We start from the raw sequence: 21,969 nt of genomic DNA, 5'->3' as shown, positions 1-21,969 counted from the left end.
TTAGCTCAATTTAAGATATCGTTTATACGTGAAAATATTTAAATGGCTGGTGACAACACGATATGGGCTTACCTTTGCTTTTGTAGCAGGGCTGGCTCTAACGTCCATATATATTCTCCAGCCAAGCTGGCTGATTAAGCCCTTGGAGTCTGGAGCACAAGAAATATTATTTTCCCTCGGGGTGGGAATCATACCTCTAAGTATCTGGTTTGTATGGGTTCTTTGGTTGTTGGCAAATAGTTTCCTAGGAATATTTAAAAAATGGCGTTACGTCATTGGCTTCGGTATTTTAACTTCCAGCTCATTTTCTTTAATGTCTTATTTTCAAGCAGATTTACCAATTATTGGAAATCATGTTCTTGGAGGAAATGTAGGTATTAATATCCGTGGAAGCGAAGGAATCCTAGGTCTTCTGCGCACAAGCCTTCCTCTTATTGCTGGCATATATTTCATATTCCCAAGAACTTCAACAAAAACTTTATTAAGTCTTGCAAAGCGCTCATCTAGGCTTTTTAACCATTCGTTCAAAATGGGGCGAAATAAATTCAGTAATGCTCGTAATCCTTTAGGCCGCCAAATGCAAGAGCATTTCGCTTCCAATCCTAAGCGTGAATATTTAATGTTGGAAGCAACTGAACAAGAGGAAGACTGGATTGAAGACATTGACGAATTATACGCCTCGTCTGTTCCGGACTCTGGCCCATTGGCATCTGAAGCCACTGCTCTCGGAATAGACCAAGAGCTAATTACTACGGCAAAACGCAAACATAAACCGTCTATTACAAAGCTCCCTCCGCTTTCATTGCTTTCCCCTTCTATTTCTGCTGCATCTGTTTCAGGCTCGCATCAATCCACCGCAGCCTTAATTGAAGAAACTCTTGCTGAGCATGGTGTAGAAGTTAGTGTAGCTGAAATCCGACCTGGTCCCAGTGTCACGATGTTCGGGCTTGTACCAGGTTGGAATAGAAAACCAAGAAATACCAGAGACCAAAATCCCTCTCAAAATTTGCAAGAAGATATCAAAGCACAGGCGCGAAATCGGGTAAAAGTCGATAGCATTATTGCAAGAGAAAAAGATTTAGCATTAGCTCTTGCTGCGCCTAGCTTGCGAATAGAGGCTCCAGTGCCTGGTGAATCGGTAGTAGGGGTTGAAGTTCCGAACAAAGACTCCACGCTGGTAACAATTCGCACAGTTATGGAATCAAAGGAATACCAAGAAAAGATCCATTCAGATTCACTACCAGTTGCCCTTGGACTTGCATCAGCCGGAGAGCCTATCACGATTGATTTGCTAAAGATGCCACACCTATTAATTGCAGGTGCAACTGGTAGCGGTAAAAGCGTTTGCATAAATACTATTATCTCTTCGCTTATCACTCACCAATCACCCGAAAAAGTTCGTATGCTGCTTGTTGATCCTAAACGTGTAGAACTAACTCCGTATAACGGGATTCCTCACTTAGTAACGCCTGTTGTAGTAGATGCGGATCGTGTTGTTCGACTCCTGAGAGGAGCAATCCACGAGATGCTGCGCAGGTATAAATTGCTTGAGCAGGCAGGAGTAAGAAATATCCAATCTTATAACAGTAGTGAAAGGCGGGAAGAAAATCTCCCTTATTTTGTTATATGCATAGATGAACTTGCTGATTTAATGATGACTGCCTCGTTTGAAGTCGAGCAATCAATTTGCCGACTAGCACAGCTAGGTAGAGCAACGGGAATTCATTTAATTGTCGCCACTCAACGACCTTCAGTTGATGTAGTTACTGGACTCATCAAGGCTAATTTCCCCAGTAGGATTTCTTTCGCAGTAGCATCACAAGTTGATTCTAGAACCATTTTGGATACAGCAGGAGCAGAGAGACTATTAGGTAGAGGGGACATGCTTTTTCTTTCTGCTGATTCACCTAAAGCTCGAAGGATCCAAGGTGTTTTTATCTCAGAAAAAGAATCTGAGCTTTTGAGTGAGCACTGGCGTGAGCAACCTACCAACATAAACGTACCTGAAATTCCATTAGAAGAACTCGCTAGGGAAGCAGAAGTCGCTCAAGCAGAAAGCAGTAGTGATCCAGATTTTGATGAGAACGATTCATTATACGATCGTGTAATGAAATTAGCTGCAAATGATAAGCAATTATCTACATCTCTAATTCAACGTAAGCTTAGGGTTGGCTACCCTCGTGCCGCCCGATTAATGGATCAATTAGAACAACAAGGCATCGTAGCTTCCACGAGCGAGCCTGGCAAAGCCCGGGAGGTAATTTACCTTCCCGATCGCTATCGATAAATCATTCTTGAATTTGATCTGGCATAAATTCAAGTTTTTGTAACTGCTCTTCTAGAGATCTCCAAATTGAGTTGTATTCCTCCTCTATTTCTTGATCGCCTAATACTGGTGGAATATCCATGTCTTTATATACGGCTCTTAGTTGTATCTCGCCCAAGAAAGGCAACTCCAAATCTTTAGCTAATTGCTTCCCAGCCCCAGAACCAAAGATCTCGCCCGTATAATTCTCAACAACACCAAGTACTTCAACATTAAGCTTCCTTATCATATTGATAGATCTCTTAGCATCTAACGCTGCCAAATTTTGTGGAGTCGCCACAACAACAAATCCATGCATTGTCAGGACTTGCATCACCGTTAGAGGAGCATCTGAGGTGCCAGGGGGCATATCAACAATCAAAAAATCAACTTCACCCCAATCTGTCATTTGGAGGAACTGATTAATTGCGTTATGTATCATTGGACCACGCCAGATAATGGCCTCTTCTCTATTTTGTTGAAAGTACGACATAGAAACGGTTTTTACCCCGTGTGCAACAGCCGGAGAAATACGGCCATCCTCTGTTTCTGGATAACTATCCGTTCCTAAAACCTCAGGGGCGTTAGGAGTATCAATATCTGCATCAAGAAGGCCTACTGAATAACCTTTTTTTGCTAAGAACGCTGCCAAATTAACAGCCACTGTAGTCTTCCCAACTCCGCCTTTAGCGCTATAAACACCTATCTTAGTCTTAATCTTGCCAAGAGAACGGCTTATAGCTCGCCGCTGCTCCCATTGTTTCTTAATCTGTGCTAGACGTGCCTGTCTCTGCTCCTCGCTCATTGTCATCGAACGTGTAGCCCTCCCGAGCAATGCTCCCATAGAAATATTAGTTCAATCTAATCATCAAGCCCGAGCATTTTTCGCCCGTCTTCCGTTATACGTTCGGGGGTCCAAGGAGGATCGAAGGAAATCTCAACATTCACGTCTCTAACCCCGTCAAGATCTGCGATAGCCCATTCCGCCTGCTGTGCAATAAATGGCCCCATGCCACAACCAGCGGCAGTTAGCGTCATATCCACATGAACGTTACTGTCATCATCTACTTGAACTCCATAAATCAACCCTAAATCTACTACATTCACAGGTATTTCAGGGTCGTATACGTCCTTCAAGGCCTCTGTTACTTCCTCAACTGTTACTTCAGCACTCATAGCAGACCTCCATTTCAATGATTTTACCAAAATTTTTTGTATTTCAGTTAGTTTTAGTTACAAATAGCTCATTAAGAGAATCAACTATCGAGGTCAATGACCTTGGCCAAGGTCATTGCCTTATCCAGGTTAGGTGTCAGTACTAGGTAAATTAAATCTTCTTGGCACTTAGTCATTATGTGAGAATCTTCGCGTGTATCCAGGATATGCCATTTATGCCCATTTGTGCTCAAGTGCTCAAAAGAAAAGTTTTGGAAAAATTGATCGCAAATTATTTCGGAGAGGAAGCCTGGGTAACTGCTACGAGCTAAAGCAATAATCCCGGTAAAGTTCTGGTTGTTTCTAAGTTTTTGCCAGTCTGTTGCATTGATTTCACCATACCCTGCAGCAATAACTAGATTTGATCTCAAAAAGTTTAAAAATCCATCAACTGCCCTTAAAGAATTACTTACATGGCTAAACACATCACCATATAAAGTATCAACATTACGAACATAGCCAACTGCCTGAATTTCAGAAGAAGGATTTTGAGGTAGGAATGACAACAACTCTCGCAGCTCAGGATCCATCGCGCTTTTCCCCATAACCGCAGTCATCCAAAGTTTACTCGCCTGCCTGCTCCATTGAGATTCATTATTAATCAACATAATTTGATTATGCTGATTATCTATCACTATTGAGTCTCCATAGAATTTGCCGAATATATCTTCTGCCCGTCCTGGAAATTCTTGCTCTTTCAGTTCTCGGAGCTTCAAGCGTATAGCCAAATCAGTAGGGATTAATTTAGCTCTTAATTCCATACTCTCTAAAGGAATTCCTTCGTCAATTTGTAGAAAAGAATTAATCGGGGCGTCGCTGCCAATGTATAATCCTAAATTTGCTGAATGAATAAATGTATTTGAGTCATCAAACCCTACAGGAAGTGTCGACGAGTTTAATTCTGGGGCTGGCATACAACTTATTAAAAGGCTCATACTAAAGGCGCTTATAAATACCAATAGCAATCGATATCTCTCTCTAATCCTCATCGTTGCTTTATTAAAAATTACCAACAATTTCTTGAGTTATTAGTAATTTCTTTAAATCGACAACCTCATCTCTGAGTAGCGCCGCTTTTTCAAATTCTAATTGCCTTGCGGATTCTCTCATTTGAATTTCAAGCTCTTTTATAGCCCTTGCGAGCTCATCTTTTCCTAAATTCTTCCGCACCTCATGTGTGGCACGGTTATCAAAAACTTCGCGTAAAGAATCTGTAATATCCCGAACTGCTTTACTGATCCCTTCCGGAATGATCCCGTGGAGCTGATTGTACTCCGTCTGTATTTTGCGCCGCCTATCAGTTTCTTCTAAGGCAACACGCATAGATTCTGTATATTTATCTGCGTACATTATCACCCGACCATCAATATGCCTTGCAGCCCTGCCAATTGTTTGAACAAGAGAAGGTGCAGATCGTAAATATCCTTCTTTATCAGCATCAAGAATCGCCACCAGGCTAACTTCAGGCAAATCAAGACCCTCACGAAGCAAATTAATGCCCACTAACACGTCATATACGCCTAGCCGTAAATCCCTAAGCAATTCAGTGCGTTTTAAAGTATCAATTTCTGAATGTAAATAGTGAACCTTAACGTCCATTTCACTCAGATAATCAGTAAGTTCTTCGGCCATTCGTTTCGTGAGCGTAGTCACTAAGCATCGTTCCTTTTTATCTACCCGTAAACGAATCTGGCCAAGCAAATCATCTATTTGCCCTTCTGTTTTTTTTATCTCAATAATGGGATCTAATAACCCTGTAGGTCTTATAACCTGTTCTACCACTTGCTCACTGTGCTGCAGTTCGTAAGATGCGGGCGTCGCCGAGACATATATTGCCTGATTCACCACTTCTTCAAATTCTTCAAAATTCAGAGGTCGATTATCCCTCGCAGAAGGTAAACGAAATCCAAAATCAATTAAAGAATCCTTGCGAGACATCTCTCCTTTAAACATTGCACGTAATTGAGGAACTGCCATATGTGATTCATCCAAAATCAGTAAGAAATCATCGGGAAGATAATGCATCAATGTCCAGGGAGTACTACCAGGCAATCGACGACCAAGAGGTTGAGCATAATTTTCAACGCCTGAGCAATATCCCGCTTCCTGAAGCATCTCCAAGTCATACCTTGTTCGTTGTTCTAATCGTTGTGCTTCTAATACGCGTCCGTGGCTTCGAAAATATTCAAGCCGAGCTTCAAGCTGCTGCTCTATTTCAGCAATAGCTTCAATTAATTTATCTCTTGAAGTAACAAAATGCTTGGCTGGATATATATCTATTTGATCACGATCCGTTAACAACTCACCCGTTAATGGATCTATCTCTACTATTCTTTCAACATCTTCTCCAAAAAATTCAATCCTAATTGCTAAATCTTCGTATGCAGGCATGATTTCCAATGTGTCACCTTTTATGCGAAAGCGAGATCGCGCAAGGTCATAATCATTCCTTTCATATTGCATCTCTATCAATCTTCTTGCGAGCTTCTGACGATTCTTTCTTTCACCTTTCTCAATCCGCTCAACGAAAGCAAAATATTCGTCAGGAGATCCTAAGCCGTAAATACATGAGACAGAAGCAACAATGAGAGTATCTCTTCTTGTCATTAGAGATCTTGTTGCCGCATGCCTCAATTTGTCTATTTCGTCATTTACATCTGAATCCTTTTCAATATATGTATCAGTTGAAGGAACGTAAGCTTCGGGCTGGTAATAATCGTAATAAGATACAAAGTACTCAACAGCGTTCTCAGGGAAAAAATCTCGAAATTCTTGAGCCAACTGAGCTGCCAACGTTTTGTTAGGGGCAATCACTAGTGTAGGTTTCTGGATAGATTCGACTACTTTTGCCATCGTGTAGGTTTTGCCTGAACCTGTGACACCAAGCAATGTCTGATGCTTTAAACCTTGGCTTGCGCCCTGTGCAAGTCTCTCAATTGCAGCAGGCTGGTCTCCGCGGGGTTCAAAATCTGCCACTACCTTAAAAGGCTTCATTTCCCTATCATTAATCCGCATGCGCCGTCTAACGTCTCCCCATTTCGATTATTTGACTTATAGCATCCTCAAACTCTGGATATAAAAATTTATATCCAGAAGATACTGCCAAAGAAGGTACCATTCTTCTACTACTAAGTATTTCAGTAGAAAATTCACTTAAAACAGTACGTATCATCATCGACGTTGAAGGGAAAAAACACGGGCGTTTCATAATTTTTGCCAAAGATTTAATAAAATCTTTTTGGCGAAGAGGATTTGGCGATGAAGCGTTTAATGGACCTGTAATTTTCACAGACTTAATCGCATGTTTGATAATACCTATCTCGTCGTCCATGTGAATCCAAGGCCACCATTGCTCTCCATTGCCCAATTTACCCAATAATCCCAAGTTTGCAATGATTTTCATAGGAGTCATCAAGCCTCCTAATCCAAGCACATGCCCGGAGCGTAATAGCACTAAACGTCCTTCAAATTTATGGGCAGAGTTCTCCCAGCTCTTACAGACATCTGCTAAAAACCCTGATCCGGCATCTGCAGATTCGGACAGTATTTCGTCTCCTCTATCACCATAATACCCAAGTGCACTACCATTAACTAAAACCCCAACCCCTGAATCTCTCATTGCATCAACTAAATTTTGCGTTGCAATCTGCCTAGTGGAAAGAATTAAATTTTTTGTACGTTTTGTCCAAATACCTGGAATTCTTTTCCCGGCTAAATTAACAACTGCATCTACATTTGAAAAAATAGACTTCGGAAGTACGTCAGAAACAACATCTGCGTGGTGAATATTTTCAACCTGAGGAATTTTCTGAATTGCTTTACCGGGATTGCGCGTTATGCAAACCACTTCATCGCCATCTTCAATCAGAGAATTAGCTAAAGCTGCACCTATAAATCCTGTACCCCCAACTAATAGAACACGCATTAGACATGGTTCCTTAACATCATTTCAGATGGGTAGGGGTCAAGATATGTTTGATTGGTCAGCCATTTTGGCCCACCAATTTTATTAATATGATGTCGAAGTAAAGTAACTGGGACAATAATTGGCAACTGGCCAACTCTATATTGGTCAATCATTCCCATTAATTCAATTTTGTCATCTGAAGAAAGGTCTTGTTTTAAAAAGCCCATTGCATGCTGCAATGCATTTGCGTGTTTCTTTGCTGTCGCGAGGCGCTGCATAGCCGACATAAGTACATTTTCATATTCATTGGTTATTGAATTCCATTCGTCAATTCCAGCGCGCGCAACAATACGCCCTGCTTCTCTGTAATGGACTACCGAATGTGCCATCAGGGTCAATTTCAATTGACTGTGGAAGTCAACTAAATTCCTAGGTGAGCGACCCTCTTCGATCAACTCAGTCCATCGTTTATAGACAAATACGCGTTCAATGAAATTTTCCCTAAGGCGCGGGTCATTCAGTCTCCCATTTTCTTCCACTGGAAGATTCTCAAACGTTGAGGAAAGGGCATCTGCGAATTTGCCTCGCCCGTTTCGCAAAACGACTTGATCATTAGTTCCGTATATTTTTACCCGAAACAATCCACAACTTGGCGAATCTTTCGTAAACACGTACCCGTGCAGATTACTATCTTTTAGCTCGTCAATACGCGATTGGGTCCATTTCTCCATGGTGACCGAATGGTCATGCTTGGACTTAACACCTTTCATCTTTACTTTTCCGTTTTCCTCCACAAGACGTACTGGTTCTCGAGGTATACCCATTCCAGATTCTGCTTCTGGGCAAACGGGTACCCATTCAACGTATTTACTCACCGTATTTGTGAGGAAAGCGTCTTTTAGATGCCCTCCGTTGTAACGAACAGATTCACCTAATAAGCACGTGCTAATCCCTATACGTGGTTTAAAATTTGTTTCCATTTACTAATCGTAACAGCCTTCTGCTTATAGACATAACGAAGAGGGGATGTACGCTTGGTACATCCCCTCTTATTTTAGCAATATTGCTGTTAGAAATTAGCCCGCTAACGCAGCTAATACTTTCGTTGCAATTGCAGGTTCTACCCAAGTCTTCCACTTGGCAAATGTGTCATTTGTCATAACCCATTTAGCAATTTCATCTGCCTTTAGGTCATTTGCAGCACCATGTGCAAGCATTGCTTCAATTTCCTCACCGGTCCAGTTGTAGGCCTTAAGGAATGCGACTGCTTCAGGAGCGTTAGCCGCAGTAATTTGTTCTTTATTTACTACAGAATGCACCTTCGCTAATGGGTAAGCACAAGCCTTCTCTGCATCCTCTGGCTTCTCTACAGTTGCTAAGTAGTCAAAACACTCGACAGTATATTCTGGCTCTTCTAAGAACACATATCCGCCGTATTCCGCTGCTAGCTTACCAGGGAGCGCTTCTGGTCCCCAGTAGTAGTGAACAATAGCCTCTTTCTTTTCGTAAGCACCTAGAATCTCACCATTAAGAGCTGCATATGAGCCCGGGTTGATCAATTCAACGTAATCACTTAAGCCATAGCCAGCAACCTGCTTAGCATTAACCTGTTCACACTCCCAACCAGGAATACAAGTTACTATTCCAACTTTACCTTTGCTCAGTTTTGTAGCAAACAGCTCCGTGGCTCTTGGGTCCTTGAGATCCTCAACCGATGTCAACCATGGGTTCGCATCAGCAACGTACTTAGGAATGATGAATGAACTCTGCCAAGCACCTGTCGTTATAGTATCTCCCAATATTTGAGTGACACCTTTAGCCTCTGCCTTAGCATAGGCTGCCTGTTGATTTGGAAGCCAAAGTTCTAAGTTGACGTTAACGTCCCCTTTAGTCAAAGCCTCCATCAAAGGCACTGTGCCACCAGCTATTTCATCAACCTCATATCCATAACCACTTGCCAGCACCGCTTTTGCGATCTCGTTTTGTACCGCTGCACTTGTCCAGTTCAGCCCTGCCAAAACAATCTTAGGCTTAGGAAGTGGTGTAGGTGTAGCAGTTGCTGCGGGTTTTGGTGTTGGTGTCGGGTCTGACCCACAACCAATCACCACCAATAGCATTGCCATTGCGGTCATTACCACTAATGCGGCTTTATCCAATCTCCAAAATTTACTCATCCAAAATCTCCTTCCTCTCTTCTCCATTCTAAGAATCTAGAAGCTGCCCATATCTATAGTTTTGGCCCTTCTAGAGCAGCCTGACGCTTTTTAGCAGCAGACTGCGTAATTCGGTCAACAATAATTGCAAGGAATACTATTCCAAGGCCCGCAAGTAAAGCTTCTCCTGGTTCAATCCTTCCAAGAGCCCGATTAACATCTTCTCCAAGACCTCCAGCACCTACTAACGAAGCAATTACAGCCATTGCAACTGCCATCATGATGGTCTGGTTAATCCCGGCCATGATAGTTGGTACAGCCATTGGAATCTGTACTTTTATCAGTAATTGCCTATTGGTTGTTCCAAATGAACGAGCCGCTTCTATGGTCTCTGCAGAAACTTGCCTTATACCTAAATTCGTCAAGCGAATAGCGGGAGGTACTGCATAAATAATCGTAGCAATCACGGCAGGAACATTACCAATACCAAAGAACATAATCGCTGGAACTAAATAAACAAAGCTAGGCATAGTCTGCATGCCATCCAAAACAGGCCTCAACACCACGTCTAATTTGTCACTCCTTGAAGCAACGATTCCTGTGGGAATAGCTATAACTATTGATAATAGGACAGCAACAGTAATTAGTGCGATGGTTTCCATTGTGCTATCCCAAAGATCAAAGATCCCTAAAGTGAGAAGAGCAGTGGCAGAAAAAATCATCACTCCTCGACCCGCCGATTTCCATGAAATCCAACCAATTGCAATGATTACTACAGGCCAAGGTATCCATAAAAGAATTGCCTCAAGTTTGAGAAGAAAATCTAAAATTAGATCTGATGTAGGGTCAAATATAAATGCACCATTCCTTGTGATCCAACTGATTGATCCATCTATTGCATCTTCAATTGGCCTACTCCACTCCCACGGAAATGTCATTTTCTTGTTCAGAAGCCCAAGGTCTTGACCGAACCGACGCAACAAATATGCAGCTGCCACCAAGCTAAGTACAATCCAAGCCGATATCAAGTTCCCTTTAAGGAATTTTCGCCTTAAATCATTCATTATCGGATTCCAGATTCCTGAGGAGAAGGAATAGTCAACTGGGCTGCCTCTCGGACGTCTCTTGTAAATTCCGATACATAATCATCTGCGGGAGAATTCAAAATCTCATCTCCCGTACCAATCTGCACCACTAGACCATCTCGCATAATAGCTATGCGATCCCCAATCTTGAGCGCTTCGTTCATATCATGCGTAATAAATATAATTGTTTTGCGAAATTTTTCCTGAAGATGCAGCAATTCATTCTGCATATCTCTGCGGATCAGAGGATCTAATCCGCTAAAAGGTTCGTCCATCAGCAATACATCAGGATCTGCAGCCAATGCTCTCGCCAAACCTACGCGTTGCTGCATGCCCCCGCTCAGCATTGACGGTCTATACTCACCCCAGCCTTGGAGACCTACTAATTCAAGTGTCTCATCAGCTATTTGCAATCTTTCCTGAGACGACATCCCGCGAACTTCAAGGCCCCAGGCTACATTTTCTCTAACGTTTCGATGTGGTAGTAGCCCAAAATGCTGGAATACCATCGCAGTTTTAGAGCGCCGAAACTGTATCAGCGCATCCGTGCCGTAGTGCAAAATATCTTCGCCTTCAAACTCAATGGCCCCAAAGCTAGGCTCAATAAGTCTTATTAATGTACGAACTAGCGTAGATTTCCCGCTTCCGGAAAGCCCCATCACTACAAAGGTTTCACCTTTGCTCACGTCAAAACTAACATCTTTAAGAGCTAGCACAACGCCGTCAGTTTCTCGAAGGTCCGCCTTGCTTCGCCCTTCTAATTCAGGAGTAATTTCCTTAGGGATGTTATCTCCAAATAGTTTCCATAGGCCCTGAACGCTTACCTGGGGTTTTTCTTTCGTCTTAATTGCCATAGCTACTCCCTGTCTTTCTGGTTCGTAGGTTTTGGTTTAAATACATCAATAATAATTCCGTAATTACTAAAAAAATTGGTTGGGGGAATCGACCCGCGGGAATCGATGGAAGGGCTTAAATATGGACCTGCAATATAGCTTGCAAGCTGCCCCCTTGCCGCAGAGATATACACACCCTAGCCATCTAAACTAAGCGTGTCAATGTCCATAATTCGTAGCATATTTTTTAATTATCGTCGGATTACTATCATTTTTGCCTTTTTCTATCAATTAATGCTCTCGCCCCCTTGAACTAGTGACAGAGAGCAAATCGGATATCAAGATTTCACAAAATATCTACATCGTAGAATATGCAACCAATATCGCCTTAGCCACTTGACTGCCTAGCTCCTTGGCAATCATTGTTACTAGGAAATCAGCTACGAAGAAAGCCTTGATTTTTGCCGTTTTCGTCCTTCATTTACTTATCTAAGCCCTATTCCGTCATAATTCAACCTTGTTCCAAATTTACTAATTTTAATATTGCTAATAATTAATTATTTCAATTCATAAATTCCATGACCTGACGATTCATTCTAGGCTTGACCAGCAATCCAATTAACTAATAGGGTGCACTCAGACACGATCCGTTCGGCATAAGGAGCCTTAAATGAATTCTTCTAATCCAATGAAGCTAGAAATTTCGGTTGGGTACGCTTCAATGACTTATGAAATAGTCAGGCCGTTGATGGAAGGAAGAGTGAAAATCGAAGGAGTCGAATTAGAGCCTTTTGACGAGTTAGGCCCGACGCCTACCGGGGATTCTCGTATGAAAACAGGAGATTTCGGCCTATGTGATCTAAATATGGGTTATTGGTTAGCGGCTATCGATCAAGGCTGGGATATCACTGGACTTCCAATCTTCGTTAAACGAAAAAGTGCTCATTGGTACATGGTTGTACGTAATGATCGAGGCATAGGAGGACCAAAAGACCTTGAAGGACGACGTATTGCAACTCGATCATTCCGCTCTGCAATCGTGACCTGGTGTAGAGGACTTCTAAAACACCGGCATGGGGTAGATACATCTACCTTCAAATGGTTAGTTACAGATGCGGAAGACTATTTCCCCATTTATGATAAGTCGGCCAATGTGGAGGTCGTTACTAATGGCAAAATTAGTGTAAAAGATCATCTTCAAAGATTGCTCGATGGCGAAATTGACGCTTTTCTCGGAGATATCTCCGACCCTGAACTTTTCGGATGGGTGGAAAGTGATCATCGCATACGCAGGCTATTTCCAGATTATATGGATGAAGATCTGCGTCTTTGGCGAGATGAAAGTATATTTACCCCCGTGCATATGATGGTAATGAGTGGAAAATTAAACAGGGAAAACCCAGATCTAGCTATGCGAATTTATAATGCCTTTGAGCAGTCAAAAGCCCAAGCCTATTATGATTTGCTGAGGGACCGCGGAAGCTTTTCAGTGATTTACCTACGAGAATACATAGAAAATCAATTCAAAAAATGGGGAGATCCTTTCGTTTATGGCATCGAGGCGAACAAGAGAATGCTAGAGTGGTACATAGGCATAAGTCACGAACAAGGAATAATGGCTAAAAAGAACACCTTCGACGAGGTATTCGCCGAAGGTGTATTAAAGACCTAATTATGGGCAATCAGGGTTTGAATTAGCATAGGCAACCCGACGTTCTGCAGTTGCCTTATACCAAGGTTCGTCGCTTGCGAGAATGGCTGCATCTGAACGAACCCTATACCATTCCGGGTGATTTACTTGGGGTGGTGCTGTTTTATTTTGCTCAAATGCTTTTAGTTCGCTAAGAAGCCGTTTCCTCATAGCAATGATACCTAAATCAGATGTCCCAAGATGCTCTAAATTCCTTGGCGTGATCGGCCCCATTGAAATTTGAGGAGCTGCGTCTTGAGCCCAAAACTCTTCAATCCCAGAATAACTCTCGGTTTTCTGTATCTGCCTATCAATAAAGAAATCATTTTCAAGACCTGGTTTAGGGTGCCATTTCGCAAAAGCTTGTCCTTGCTTATGAAGCCTTAGATGCGGTGAAATGTTCCACACTTGGCCATTTGTAACCAGTTTCTCCCTTTCAGACCCCTCAATCGCGCGATTGGGATGAAAATGGCAACCCATAATCAGGACAGTTACGTCATCTACAGGAACCCACATTCTCCAATTCCTCATCGGGTTAGGACCATACGGGCCAGTCATAATATGGGAAGGAGTAAGCCATTGGCTTATGCGCCAATACTTTTGGCCATCAGGCGCTTTCCTGCCTGAACCAATACAAACGCCTGCTTCAGTGTTAATCGTTTCAAATACTGGATGCTTATCTGATTGCCTTATTTGATTAACAAGAGTGCCTGAAAAATTTAATCCTTCACCATATTTAAGGCGCCTATGAGTGAAAGACAAATGGGATTGGTCAATCTCACCTTCCAAGCCTTGAAGCCAGTTAGTGTACTGAATTCGTTTTGAAGCGACAATTTGATCTGCGGGCAAATCCATCCATTCTAAATCAGGTAAAGCAGGCAAAACCTTTTGGTCGCCCATATAAGCCCAAACTACCCCACCTCGTTCTTCACAAGGATAAGCAGGTTGCTTGACTTTATCTCTAAAATTACTCGCTTCGGGTTCGGAAGGCATATCTAGGCAGGTGCCATCGGGAGAAAATTTCCAGCCGTGGTATACACATGCCATACCTCCTTCTTCGTTTCGACCAAAAAACAAAGATGCATAACGATGCGGGCAGTGCTCACCTATAAGACCCACCTTACCTTCGCTATTACGAAATGCGATTAAATCTTCGCCGAGTAATCTAATTCTTTCAGGTGGTCCGTCTACTTCAAGTTCGTTCGAAAAAAGAAAGGGCAACCAGAATTCCCGGAAGTACATTCCCATTGGGGCATCTCCAGTCACCTTCGTCACAAGATCATTAGCTTCTATTGTGAGCATTTATGGCTCCCTTCAAAGGAATTCATGCAAGCGTGAAAATTGTACATCTAAATCATCAAACACGCATCCGACGCTCTGTTAATAGGGGGAATTTTGGTAGCGGGGCCAGGACTCGAACCTGGGACCTTCGGGTTATGAGCCCGACGAGCTGCCACTGCTCCACCCCGCATCGAAATCCTGACTTATCAAATGGGGAACACGTTAACAAGAGAATTCGAGTGAGTAGAATTTTATGGTCAAGCCCTCGGTCGATTAGTACCGCTTAGCTGAATCCATTGCTGGACTTACACTTGCGGCCTATCAAGCAGATAGTCTCTCTGCGACCTTACTCCTTTCGGATGGGAAGTCTCATCTTGAGGCCGGCTTCGCACTTAGATGCTTTCAGCGCTTATCCGTTCCGTACATAGCTACCCGGCGGTGCCCCTGGCGGGACAACCGGAACACCAGAGGTACGTCCTTCCCGGTCCTCTCGTACTAGGGAAAGCTCCTCTCAAACTTCCTACGCCCACAGCGGATAGAGACCGACCTGTCTCACGACGGTCTGAACCCAGCTCGCGTGCCGCTTTAACCGGCGAACAGCCGGACCCTTGGGACCTTCTTCAGCCCCAGGATGCGACGAGCCGACATCGAGGTGCCAAACCTTGCCGTCGATTTGAACTCTTGGGCAAGATAAGCCTGTTATCCCCGGGGTAGCTTTTATCCGATAAGCCACGGCCCTTCCACACGGGACCGTAGGATCACTTTGGCCGACTTTCGTCCCTGCTTGGCTTGTAGGCCTCGCAGTCAAGCTCCCTTCTACCAATGCGCTCTGCGGGTGATTTCCATCCACCCTGAGGGAACCTTTGCACGCCTCCGTTACTTTTTGGGAGGCGACCGCCCCAGTCAAACTGCCCGCCAGACACGGTTCCCCTGCTTGTTCAGGGGTTAGATCCAAAAACAGAGAAGAGTGGTATTTCAACGATGGCTCCGCTCAAACTGGCGTCTGAGTTTCATAGCCTCCCACCTATGCTACACAACTGTATCCTCGGATCAATGTCAGGTTGCAGTAAAGCTCCACGGGGTCTTTTTGTCCTGCTGCGGGTAACGAGCATCTTCACTCGTACTTCAATTTCATCGAGACCATCCTTGAGACAGCGCTCCAGTTGTTACGCCTTTCCTGCGGGTCAGAACTTACCTGACAAGGGATTTCGGTACCTTAGGACCGTTATAGTTACGGCCGCCGTTCACCGGGGCTTCGATTTGCAGCTCTCACCGCGCCTCTTGACCTTCCGGCACTGGGCAGGCGTCAGCCCCTATACATCGTCTTACGACTTAAGCAGGGACCTGTGTTTTTGTTAAACAGTCACCAGAGCCTCTTATCTGCGACCCCAAAACGCTTCTCCCGCAAGGGGGTACACGTCCCAGGGCACTCCTTCTCCCAAAGTTACGGAGTCAATTTGCCGAGTTCCTTAAGGATGGTTCTCTCGTCCGCCTTAGTACATTTATACCAGTCCACCAGTGTCGGTTTGCGGTACGGACACCCATGACTCTAGCTACGAAGTTTTTCTTGCCGGTGTAGCATCAATAGACTTCCCTAGGGCTAAGCCCTAAAGTCGCATTACCCCTCAGCTCAAGCCTCGGAACGGATTTTCCTATCCCGAGATCACCTACAGGTTCCGACGTACCATGTCCAATAGGCACGCTCTACCTAGCTTCCCGTGTCCCTCCTTAGCCTTAAAACGATCCATGGGTGGCGCTGGAATATTAACCAGCTATCCATCGTCTACGCCTTGCGGCCTCGACTTAGGACCGACTAACCCTACGCCGAACGACGTTGCGTAGGAAACCTCAGACTTTCGGCGGATGCGGTTCTCACGCATCTTCACATTACTCATGCCGGCATTCTCACTTCTATACGCTCCACCCAACCTTACAGTTGAGCTTCAGTGCATATAGAACGCTCCCCTACCCCTCCGCGTAAGCGGAAGCCACAATTTCGGTAACAGGCTTTAGCCCCGATAAATTGTCGGCGCACAGTCCCTTGACCAGTGAGCTATTACGCACTCTTTAAAGGGTGGCTGCTTCTAAGCCAACCTCCTGGTTGTCTGGGTGACCATACTTCCTTTGACACTTAGCCTGTATTTAGGGACCTTAATTGGTGGTCTGGGCTGTTTCCCTTTCGACAATGGAGCTTATCCCCCACTGTCTCACTCCCAAGGCATAGATAGAACGGCATTCGAAGTTTGATTGGGTTCAGTAAGCTTGCGCCCCCTAGCCCATTCAGAGCCCTACCTCCGTTCCTCTCCCTTGAGGCTGCACCTCAATGCATTTCGGGGAGAACCAGCTATCTCCGGGTTCGGTTGGAATTTCACCTCTACCCACAGCTCATCCCAGCACTTTGCAACGTACACGGGTTCGGGCCTCCACCTCGAGACTATCGAGGCTTCACCCTGGCCATGGGTAGCTCACCCGGTTTCGGGTCTACCCCGTGCGACTGGACGCCCTATTCAGACTCGCTTTCGCTACGGCTCCGGAACGTATAAATTCCTTAACCTTGCCACACAGGAGTAACTCGCCGGCTCATTCTTCAATAGGCACGCCGTCACCCCGATAAATCGAGGCTCCGACCGCTTGTAGGCCCACGGTTTCAGGTCTATTTCACTCCCCTTCAGGGGTTCTTTTCACCTTTCCCTCACGGTACTTGTACACTATCGGTCGTCAAGGGTATTTAGCCTTGGAGGGTGGTCCCCCCAGCTTCCCACGGGATTTCTCGTGTCCCGTGGTACTCACGAACATATCCAGAGTCTACTTCCTTTCGCTTACGGGGCTATCACCCCCTATGGCGGTCCTTTCCAGGTTCCTTCAGCTAGAAAGCAGATTTGTAACTCTGTGCAATCACTGAGGCTCATGCCGATATGCCGTACAACCCCCACAAGGTATAGGCCCTCAGGCCACTAAACCCTGCAGGTTTAGGCTGTTCCCCGTTCGCTCACCACTACTTAGGGAATCGCGGTTGCTTTATATTCCTCAGGGTACTTAGATGTTTCAGTTCCCCTGGTTACCTCCCTCAGCCTATGTGTTCAGCTGAGGATGTCCTAGTTTCTCTAGGACCGGTTCCCCGATTCGGGAATCCCCGGTTAAGCTTGCTTGACAGCTAGCCGAGGCTTATCGCAGACGTGCTACGCCCTTCATCGGCCCTTGACGCCAAGGCATCCACCGTTGGCCCTTAATAACTTGACCTAACTCTTACATCTGCTTAATGCAGATATGATTCTCTTGGCTCAATGATCATCAAATTGATGATGAAGTTGCAGCCCATCCATCCTGTTCAGATGGACTGCTGCTCGTACTCACTCGATATTCTCTTGTTAACGTGCAAAGGCGGTGGCCGCTCAGGCGTGCCACCGCCCTTAATTATCGGTAGCCATGCCGTTAGTGCTTTAGGTGTTAATTACGACCTGGGTCATATTTTATGCTAACTCCATGCAGTCCTAACGACAGCCAAGCTAGTATACGGAATTACAGGTAAAAGTGTCAACGGCCCGAAATCACAAATTTCAAAAAATTAAGAGTCTTAAAAACCCGCATGCACAGGCATATCTGCTTGACCTTACCCTTCAATCTGTGATATCCGTAACAAGTCAAATGTGTGTCAGTTTTTAGTATGCAAACCAACAAAAAGTACCTTCCTCATAAAATCAGAAGAAGCCTATCAAGTCGCTTACTCGTTCTTGCGCCCATAATCGGAGTGTTTTTGCTTCTGTTGGCAGCTTGTGATACCCCGCAAAACACTTTTGTCGCACGTTCAGATTCTACTCAACGAATTTACGACATCTATATCTATGTAATTTGGGCTGCTGCTCTTGTGGGAGCATTCGTTCTAATTGGCATGGCATATATTCTTGTAAAATTTCGTGACCGACCGGGCAGAAAAGCACAGCAGATTCATGGCCATACAGGATTAGAAATTACATGGACTGTAGTGCCTATATTAATCTTGATTTCTATTGCTGTACCTACCGTGCTATGGGTAGTTCAAACGCAAGATGAACCCGATGCTAATGTTTTAGAGATTACCGCCGTGGGGAAGCAATGGTGGTTTGAGTTTCAATATCCGGGCCTAGGTCCTGATGGTTCTGAACTAATCACCGCTAATGAACTTCACATCCCAGTTGGACGACAGGTCTCGATAACCCTAGAATCTGACAATGTAATTCACTCATTTTGGGTTCCACAGCTTGTCGGAAAAACAGACATGGTTCCTAACCGTCAAAATCCTTTAGAAAAATTCACTGCAACTGAGCCGGGGATTTATTACGGTCAATGCGCTGAATTTTGTGGTTCTGCTCACGCATTGATGCGATTCAGGGTCCACGTAGATACCACTGGCGGATTTGACCGGTGGGTAGAAAGCATGAATTCTTCAGTAGTGACACCTGCAGCAGGAAGCGTAGAGGCGTTAGGTAAAAATGTATTTGAGATTGCAGGCGGTTGCTCGGGTTGCCATGCAATTAATGGTACTAACGCTGTGGGCAAGATCGGCCCTAATTTAACCTTATTTGGTGAGCGTAATACGCTTGGTGCCGGTATTCTCGACAACAATAGTAAAAACCTTAAGCAATGGGTCTCAAACGTGAGAGATCTAAAACCTGTCCCTGAAGAAGGTAGCGGCTTAATGCCCACTTTCCACAGAGGTGACCCTAATACCGATTTATTGACTGAAGCACAAATCGATCAAGTAGTCGCGTATTTACAGAGTCTTAAGCGCTAAGGCTACAAGCGGAGAATTACTGAAAAATGGCAGCGAATTTAGCAAATCTAGTGAATATCGGAGTAATCAAACGTCCAGTATCAACGGAAGGTATCTGGGGGTGGATCACTACGGTAGATCATAAAAAAATTGGAATTCTCTATGGCATAAGCGCTTTCATATTTTTCATTCTTGGCGGGATTGAAGCCCTCCTTATGCGAGTCCAGCTGTCCTCTGCTGACAGTACTTTTATGGACGCAGGAACTTACAACTCATTATTCACAATGCATGGAACCACCATGGTATTCATGGTCGTCATGCCAGCCGGTGCAGCATTTTTTAATTTTCTAATACCGCTAATGATCGGTGCCAGGGACGTTGCGTTCCCTCGATTAAATGCATTTAGCTATTGGCTGTATTTGTTCGGTGCGCTCCTCATGAACTTTAGCTTCTTCGTGGGCGCCTTCCCTGACATGGGATGGTTCGGGTACGCACCCCTTACAATTAGTGAATATACATTATCGGCCAGTACCGATTACTGGGTCCTTGGCTTGCAGATTATGGGTATAGGCACAACAGCTGCGGGTCTTAATTTCGTTGTAACCATACTTAATCTTCGAGCTCCGGGCATGACCCTGATGCGAATGCCCGTATTTGCATGGATGACTCTCATTATTTCATTCTTGGTTATTTTTGCATTCCCTCCGCTAACGATTGCACTTACCCTTTTGATGTTTGATCGCTTCTTTGACACGAACTTCTTTGATACTGTCGGCGCAGGAGCTGATCCCTTGCTATGGCAGCACCTCTTCTGGGTGTTTGGTCACCCTGAAGTTTACATTTTGATTCTTCCTGCAATGGGTATTGTGTCCGACATTCTCCCCACCTTCTCGAGAAAACCACTTTTTGGCTATGCCACTATTGTATTTGCAGGCGCAGTCATTGCTTTCTTGGGATTTGGCGTTTGGGCTCACCATATGTTCACTACCGGAATCGGAGCTTGGGCAGTTGCAGCGTTCGCATCTGCAACTATGGCTATTGGTGTCCCCACGGGCGTGAAAATCTTTAATTGGCTTGCAACACTTTGGGGGGGGACTATTCAATATAGGACACCTCTAATGTTTAGCCTTGGATTTATCAGCATGTTCATGCTTGGTGGCCTAAGTGGGGTTATGCACGCCGCGGTACCCGTAGACACGCAGCAACAAGATACCTACTTCATTGTCGCTCACTTCCATTATGTTCTTTTTGGTGGAAGCATTTTTGGCCTTACTGCAGGGCTGTATTACTGGTTCCCTAAAATGACCGGCAGGATGATGAGTGAAAAAATTGGGCATCTCCATTTCTGGCTAATGTTTATTGGTTTTAATGTCACTTTCATGCCCATGCATATCCTTGGTGTCTTAGGAATGCCACGACGAATTTATACCTACACGGCTGATCAAAATTGGGACGATTTAAATCTTTTTGTCAGTTTCGGAGCATTTATTATTGCCTTATCTATCCTGGTCTTGATCTACAACTTAATCGTATCTGCCCGCTCTGGTGCACCTTCGGGGATGAACCCATGGCAAGGTGCCACTTTAGAATGGTCAATTCCATCGCCACCACATCATTATAACTTTGCGGTGGTACCTACTGTAGAAAGTCTTTACCCATTGTGGGATGAAGAGGCGAATGTTGTCGAGCCTCCAGAATTACCAGAACACGGAGAGCCGCACATGCCCAGCCCTTCATACTGGCCTTTAGTACTCGCGTTCGCTGCTACAGGGATTGCTGCAGGTCTTTTGATTTATGATAATTACTTCTGGTCTGGCATTGCAGTGATGGTAGGTTTTGGCTGTCTTCTCTTTCGTGGTGCATATGGTTGGGTCTTTGAGCCACTTACTGCAGAGGAATCCGAACATTAAATTATGGCTTTTAAGGAACTATTGAAATAAATGCGATACGTTAGCGGCATAGACGATCATCGAACCTCAACAGGCCTCGATAACCGAAAACTCCTTATGTGGGCTTTCTTAGGTTCGGATGTCATGTTCTTCGGAACGCTGATTGCTACACACCTTATTTATACTGGCCAATCTCTTAGCGGCCCCCAAGAGGAAATTCTTAATATACCTGTTACCTCCGTCAGCACTTTCGTGCTTCTTATGAGCAGTTTGGCAATGGTCCTTGCGCTTGCTGCAATTCAACGTGGGAATATGGGGTCATTCCGTTTTTGGACAGTTTCAGTTGCCTTATTAGGATCAATTTTTATTGGCTTCCAGATGTATGAATTCGCAGAATTTAAACACTACGGGCTCGTACCGCAAACCAACTTATTTGGAAGTACTTTCTTAATCATGACAGGATTTCATGGGGCGCATGTTACTCTCGGTGTAATATGGCTCTGGACGATTGTGTTCTCATCCTATAAAGGGAAAATTCGTCAGGATAACTCACTTCAAGTCGAAATTGCGGGCCTGTACTGGCACTTTGTCGATATAGTATGGATTGTTATCTTCGGGGTGGTATACCTCATTGGTGCCTACGGCAAAGAAGGACATGCTGCTGAAGGTGCGAAACATGCCGGTCAATTATTAGGACTTATGTAAGGACATCAGAATGGCAACTGAGCATTCACATAGCGAAAATCACAGTCATCCCGGACCAAAAGAATATGTAATCATCGGGATTATTTTAGCTGTCATCACTGCAATTGAGGTTGGCGTTTTCTACCTAGAGTTAAGCTCCTTGGCAATGACGCTAAT

15 protein-coding genes, 1 tRNA gene and 1 rRNA gene are annotated in these 21,969 nt (G+C 44.5%); 5 read left to right on the top strand and 12 right to left on the bottom strand.

Annotated elements, in window-relative coordinates:
* Positions 1–49 precede the first annotated feature (49 nt).
* A complete protein-coding gene (locus MK127_00085) occupies positions 50–2,287 on the top strand; it encodes a DUF87 domain-containing protein (GenBank protein ID MCH2531205.1) in 2,238 nt (745 codons plus the stop codon).
* Position 2,288: 1 nt separating this feature from the next.
* Here MK127_00085 and MK127_00080 read toward each other — a convergent pair whose 3' ends face one another.
* The 9 genes from MK127_00080 to MK127_00040 form a co-directional block, all read right to left on the bottom strand.
* Complete coding sequence (locus MK127_00080; GenBank protein MCH2531204.1) at positions 2,289–3,116, bottom strand: Mrp/NBP35 family ATP-binding protein; 828 nt, start codon at positions 3,114–3,116, stop codon at positions 2,289–2,291.
* A gap of 50 nt (positions 3,117–3,166) precedes the next feature.
* On the bottom strand, positions 3,167–3,481 hold the full coding sequence (locus MK127_00075; GenBank protein MCH2531203.1) for a metal-sulfur cluster assembly factor: 315 nt from the start codon (positions 3,479–3,481) through the stop codon (positions 3,167–3,169).
* A gap of 80 nt (positions 3,482–3,561) precedes the next feature.
* Positions 3,562–4,434 carry a hypothetical protein gene (locus tag MK127_00070; protein MCH2531202.1) on the bottom strand — a complete coding sequence of 291 codons (873 nt, stop codon included), beginning with the start codon at positions 4,432–4,434 and terminating at the stop codon, positions 3,562–3,564.
* A gap of 85 nt (positions 4,435–4,519) precedes the next feature.
* Complete coding sequence (gene uvrB, locus MK127_00065; GenBank protein ID MCH2531201.1) at positions 4,520–6,514, bottom strand: excinuclease ABC subunit UvrB; 1,995 nt, start codon at positions 6,512–6,514, stop codon at positions 4,520–4,522.
* A 28-nt stretch (positions 6,515–6,542) separates the two neighbouring features.
* On the bottom strand, positions 6,543–7,445 hold the full coding sequence (locus MK127_00060; protein ID MCH2531200.1) for a TIGR01777 family oxidoreductase: 903 nt from the start codon (positions 7,443–7,445) through the stop codon (positions 6,543–6,545).
* Positions 7,445–8,407: a DUF523 and DUF1722 domain-containing protein gene (locus MK127_00055; GenBank protein MCH2531199.1), complete on the bottom strand. Its 963-nt coding sequence runs from the start codon at positions 8,405–8,407 to the stop codon at positions 7,445–7,447. The genes MK127_00060 and MK127_00055 overlap by 1 nt, the downstream gene beginning before the upstream one ends.
* Positions 8,408–8,503: 96 nt before the next feature.
* Positions 8,504–9,601, bottom strand: a complete 1,098-nt coding sequence (locus MK127_00050) for a hypothetical protein (protein MCH2531198.1) — start codon at positions 9,599–9,601, stop codon at positions 8,504–8,506.
* Positions 9,602–9,654: 53 nt separating this feature from the next.
* A complete protein-coding gene (locus MK127_00045) occupies positions 9,655–10,644 on the bottom strand; it encodes a proline/glycine betaine ABC transporter permease (GenBank protein ID MCH2531197.1) in 990 nt (329 codons plus the stop codon).
* On the bottom strand, positions 10,644–11,519 hold the full coding sequence (locus MK127_00040) for a betaine/proline/choline family ABC transporter ATP-binding protein (protein ID MCH2531196.1): 876 nt from the start codon (positions 11,517–11,519) through the stop codon (positions 10,644–10,646). The genes MK127_00045 and MK127_00040 overlap by 1 nt, the downstream gene beginning before the upstream one ends.
* A 649-nt stretch (positions 11,520–12,168) precedes the next feature.
* On the opposite strand from MK127_00040, the gene MK127_00035 reads away from it, so the two are divergent.
* The gene (locus MK127_00035) at positions 12,169–13,170 is read left to right on the top strand and encodes an ABC transporter substrate-binding protein (protein ID MCH2531195.1); all 1,002 of its coding nucleotides are present in this window, start codon (positions 12,169–12,171) and stop codon (positions 13,168–13,170) included.
* Here the strand turns inward: MK127_00035 and MK127_00030 are convergent, their stop codons facing one another.
* From MK127_00030 to MK127_00020, 3 genes are all read right to left on the bottom strand, one after another.
* A complete protein-coding gene (locus tag MK127_00030; GenBank protein MCH2531194.1) occupies positions 13,171–14,490 on the bottom strand; it encodes a Rieske 2Fe-2S domain-containing protein in 1,320 nt (439 codons plus the stop codon).
* Between the two features lie 94 nt (positions 14,491–14,584).
* Positions 14,585–14,659, bottom strand: a tRNA-Met gene (locus MK127_00025).
* 63 nt (positions 14,660–14,722) lie between these two features.
* Positions 14,723–17,709, bottom strand: a 23S ribosomal RNA gene (locus MK127_00020).
* A gap of 424 nt (positions 17,710–18,133) precedes the next feature.
* Between MK127_00020 and coxB the strand changes: the two genes are divergently transcribed.
* The 3 genes from coxB to MK127_00005 are packed head-to-tail and all read left to right on the top strand — an operon-like array spanning position 18,134 to position 21,813.
* On the top strand, positions 18,134–19,240 hold the full coding sequence (gene coxB, locus MK127_00015; protein ID MCH2531193.1) for a cytochrome c oxidase subunit II: 1,107 nt from the start codon (positions 18,134–18,136) through the stop codon (positions 19,238–19,240).
* A gap of 26 nt (positions 19,241–19,266) precedes the next feature.
* Positions 19,267–21,129, top strand: coding sequence for a cytochrome c oxidase subunit I (gene ctaD, locus MK127_00010; GenBank protein MCH2531192.1), 1,863 nt, complete (start codon positions 19,267–19,269; stop codon positions 21,127–21,129).
* A 30-nt stretch (positions 21,130–21,159) separates the two neighbouring features.
* Entirely contained in the window at positions 21,160–21,813 is a 654-nt protein-coding gene (locus MK127_00005) for a cytochrome c oxidase subunit 3 (protein ID MCH2531191.1), read from the top strand.
* The last annotated feature ends 156 nt before the right edge of the window (positions 21,814–21,969 follow it).

The sequence above is a fragment of the Dehalococcoidia bacterium genome (genome assembly GCA_022449765.1).
In the GTDB taxonomy this organism is placed as follows: domain Bacteria; phylum Chloroflexota; class Dehalococcoidia; order Lucifugimonadales; family Australimonadaceae; genus UBA2963.
Note: the sequence above shows the minus strand (reverse complement) of the source record. Positions and strands in the feature narration are given on the sequence as shown.

Excerpts from the sequence above, each read along its gene's own strand:
- MK127_00055 (MCH2531199.1), bottom strand. The coding sequence starts at position 8,407 with ATGGAAACAAATTTTAAACCACGTATAGGGATTAGCACGTGCTTATTA.
- MK127_00045 (MCH2531197.1), bottom strand. The coding sequence starts at position 10,644 with ATGAATGATTTAAGGCGAAAATTCCTTAAAGGGAACTTGATATCGGCT.
- MK127_00075 (MCH2531203.1), bottom strand. The coding sequence starts at position 3,481 with ATGAGTGCTGAAGTAACAGTTGAGGAAGTAACAGAGGCCTTGAAGGAC.
- MK127_00080 (MCH2531204.1), bottom strand. The coding sequence starts at position 3,116 with ATGACAATGAGCGAGGAGCAGAGACAGGCACGTCTAGCACAGATTAAG.
- MK127_00030 (MCH2531194.1), bottom strand. The coding sequence starts at position 14,490 with ATGCTCACAATAGAAGCTAATGATCTTGTGACGAAGGTGACTGGAGAT.
- MK127_00050 (MCH2531198.1), bottom strand. The coding sequence starts at position 9,601 with ATGAGTAAATTTTGGAGATTGGATAAAGCCGCATTAGTGGTAATGACC.
- coxB (MCH2531193.1), top strand. The coding sequence starts at position 18,134 with ATGCAAACCAACAAAAAGTACCTTCCTCATAAAATCAGAAGAAGCCTA.
- MK127_00005 (MCH2531191.1), top strand. The coding sequence starts at position 21,160 with ATGCGATACGTTAGCGGCATAGACGATCATCGAACCTCAACAGGCCTC.
- MK127_00060 (MCH2531200.1), bottom strand. The coding sequence starts at position 7,445 with ATGCGTGTTCTATTAGTTGGGGGTACAGGATTTATAGGTGCAGCTTTA.
- uvrB (MCH2531201.1), bottom strand. The coding sequence starts at position 6,514 with ATGAAGCCTTTTAAGGTAGTGGCAGATTTTGAACCCCGCGGAGACCAG.
- ctaD (MCH2531192.1), top strand. The coding sequence starts at position 19,267 with ATGGCAGCGAATTTAGCAAATCTAGTGAATATCGGAGTAATCAAACGT.
- MK127_00040 (MCH2531196.1), bottom strand. The coding sequence starts at position 11,519 with ATGGCAATTAAGACGAAAGAAAAACCCCAGGTAAGCGTTCAGGGCCTA.
- MK127_00035 (MCH2531195.1), top strand. The coding sequence starts at position 12,169 with ATGAATTCTTCTAATCCAATGAAGCTAGAAATTTCGGTTGGGTACGCT.
- MK127_00070 (MCH2531202.1), bottom strand. The coding sequence starts at position 4,434 with ATGCCAGCCCCAGAATTAAACTCGTCGACACTTCCTGTAGGGTTTGAT.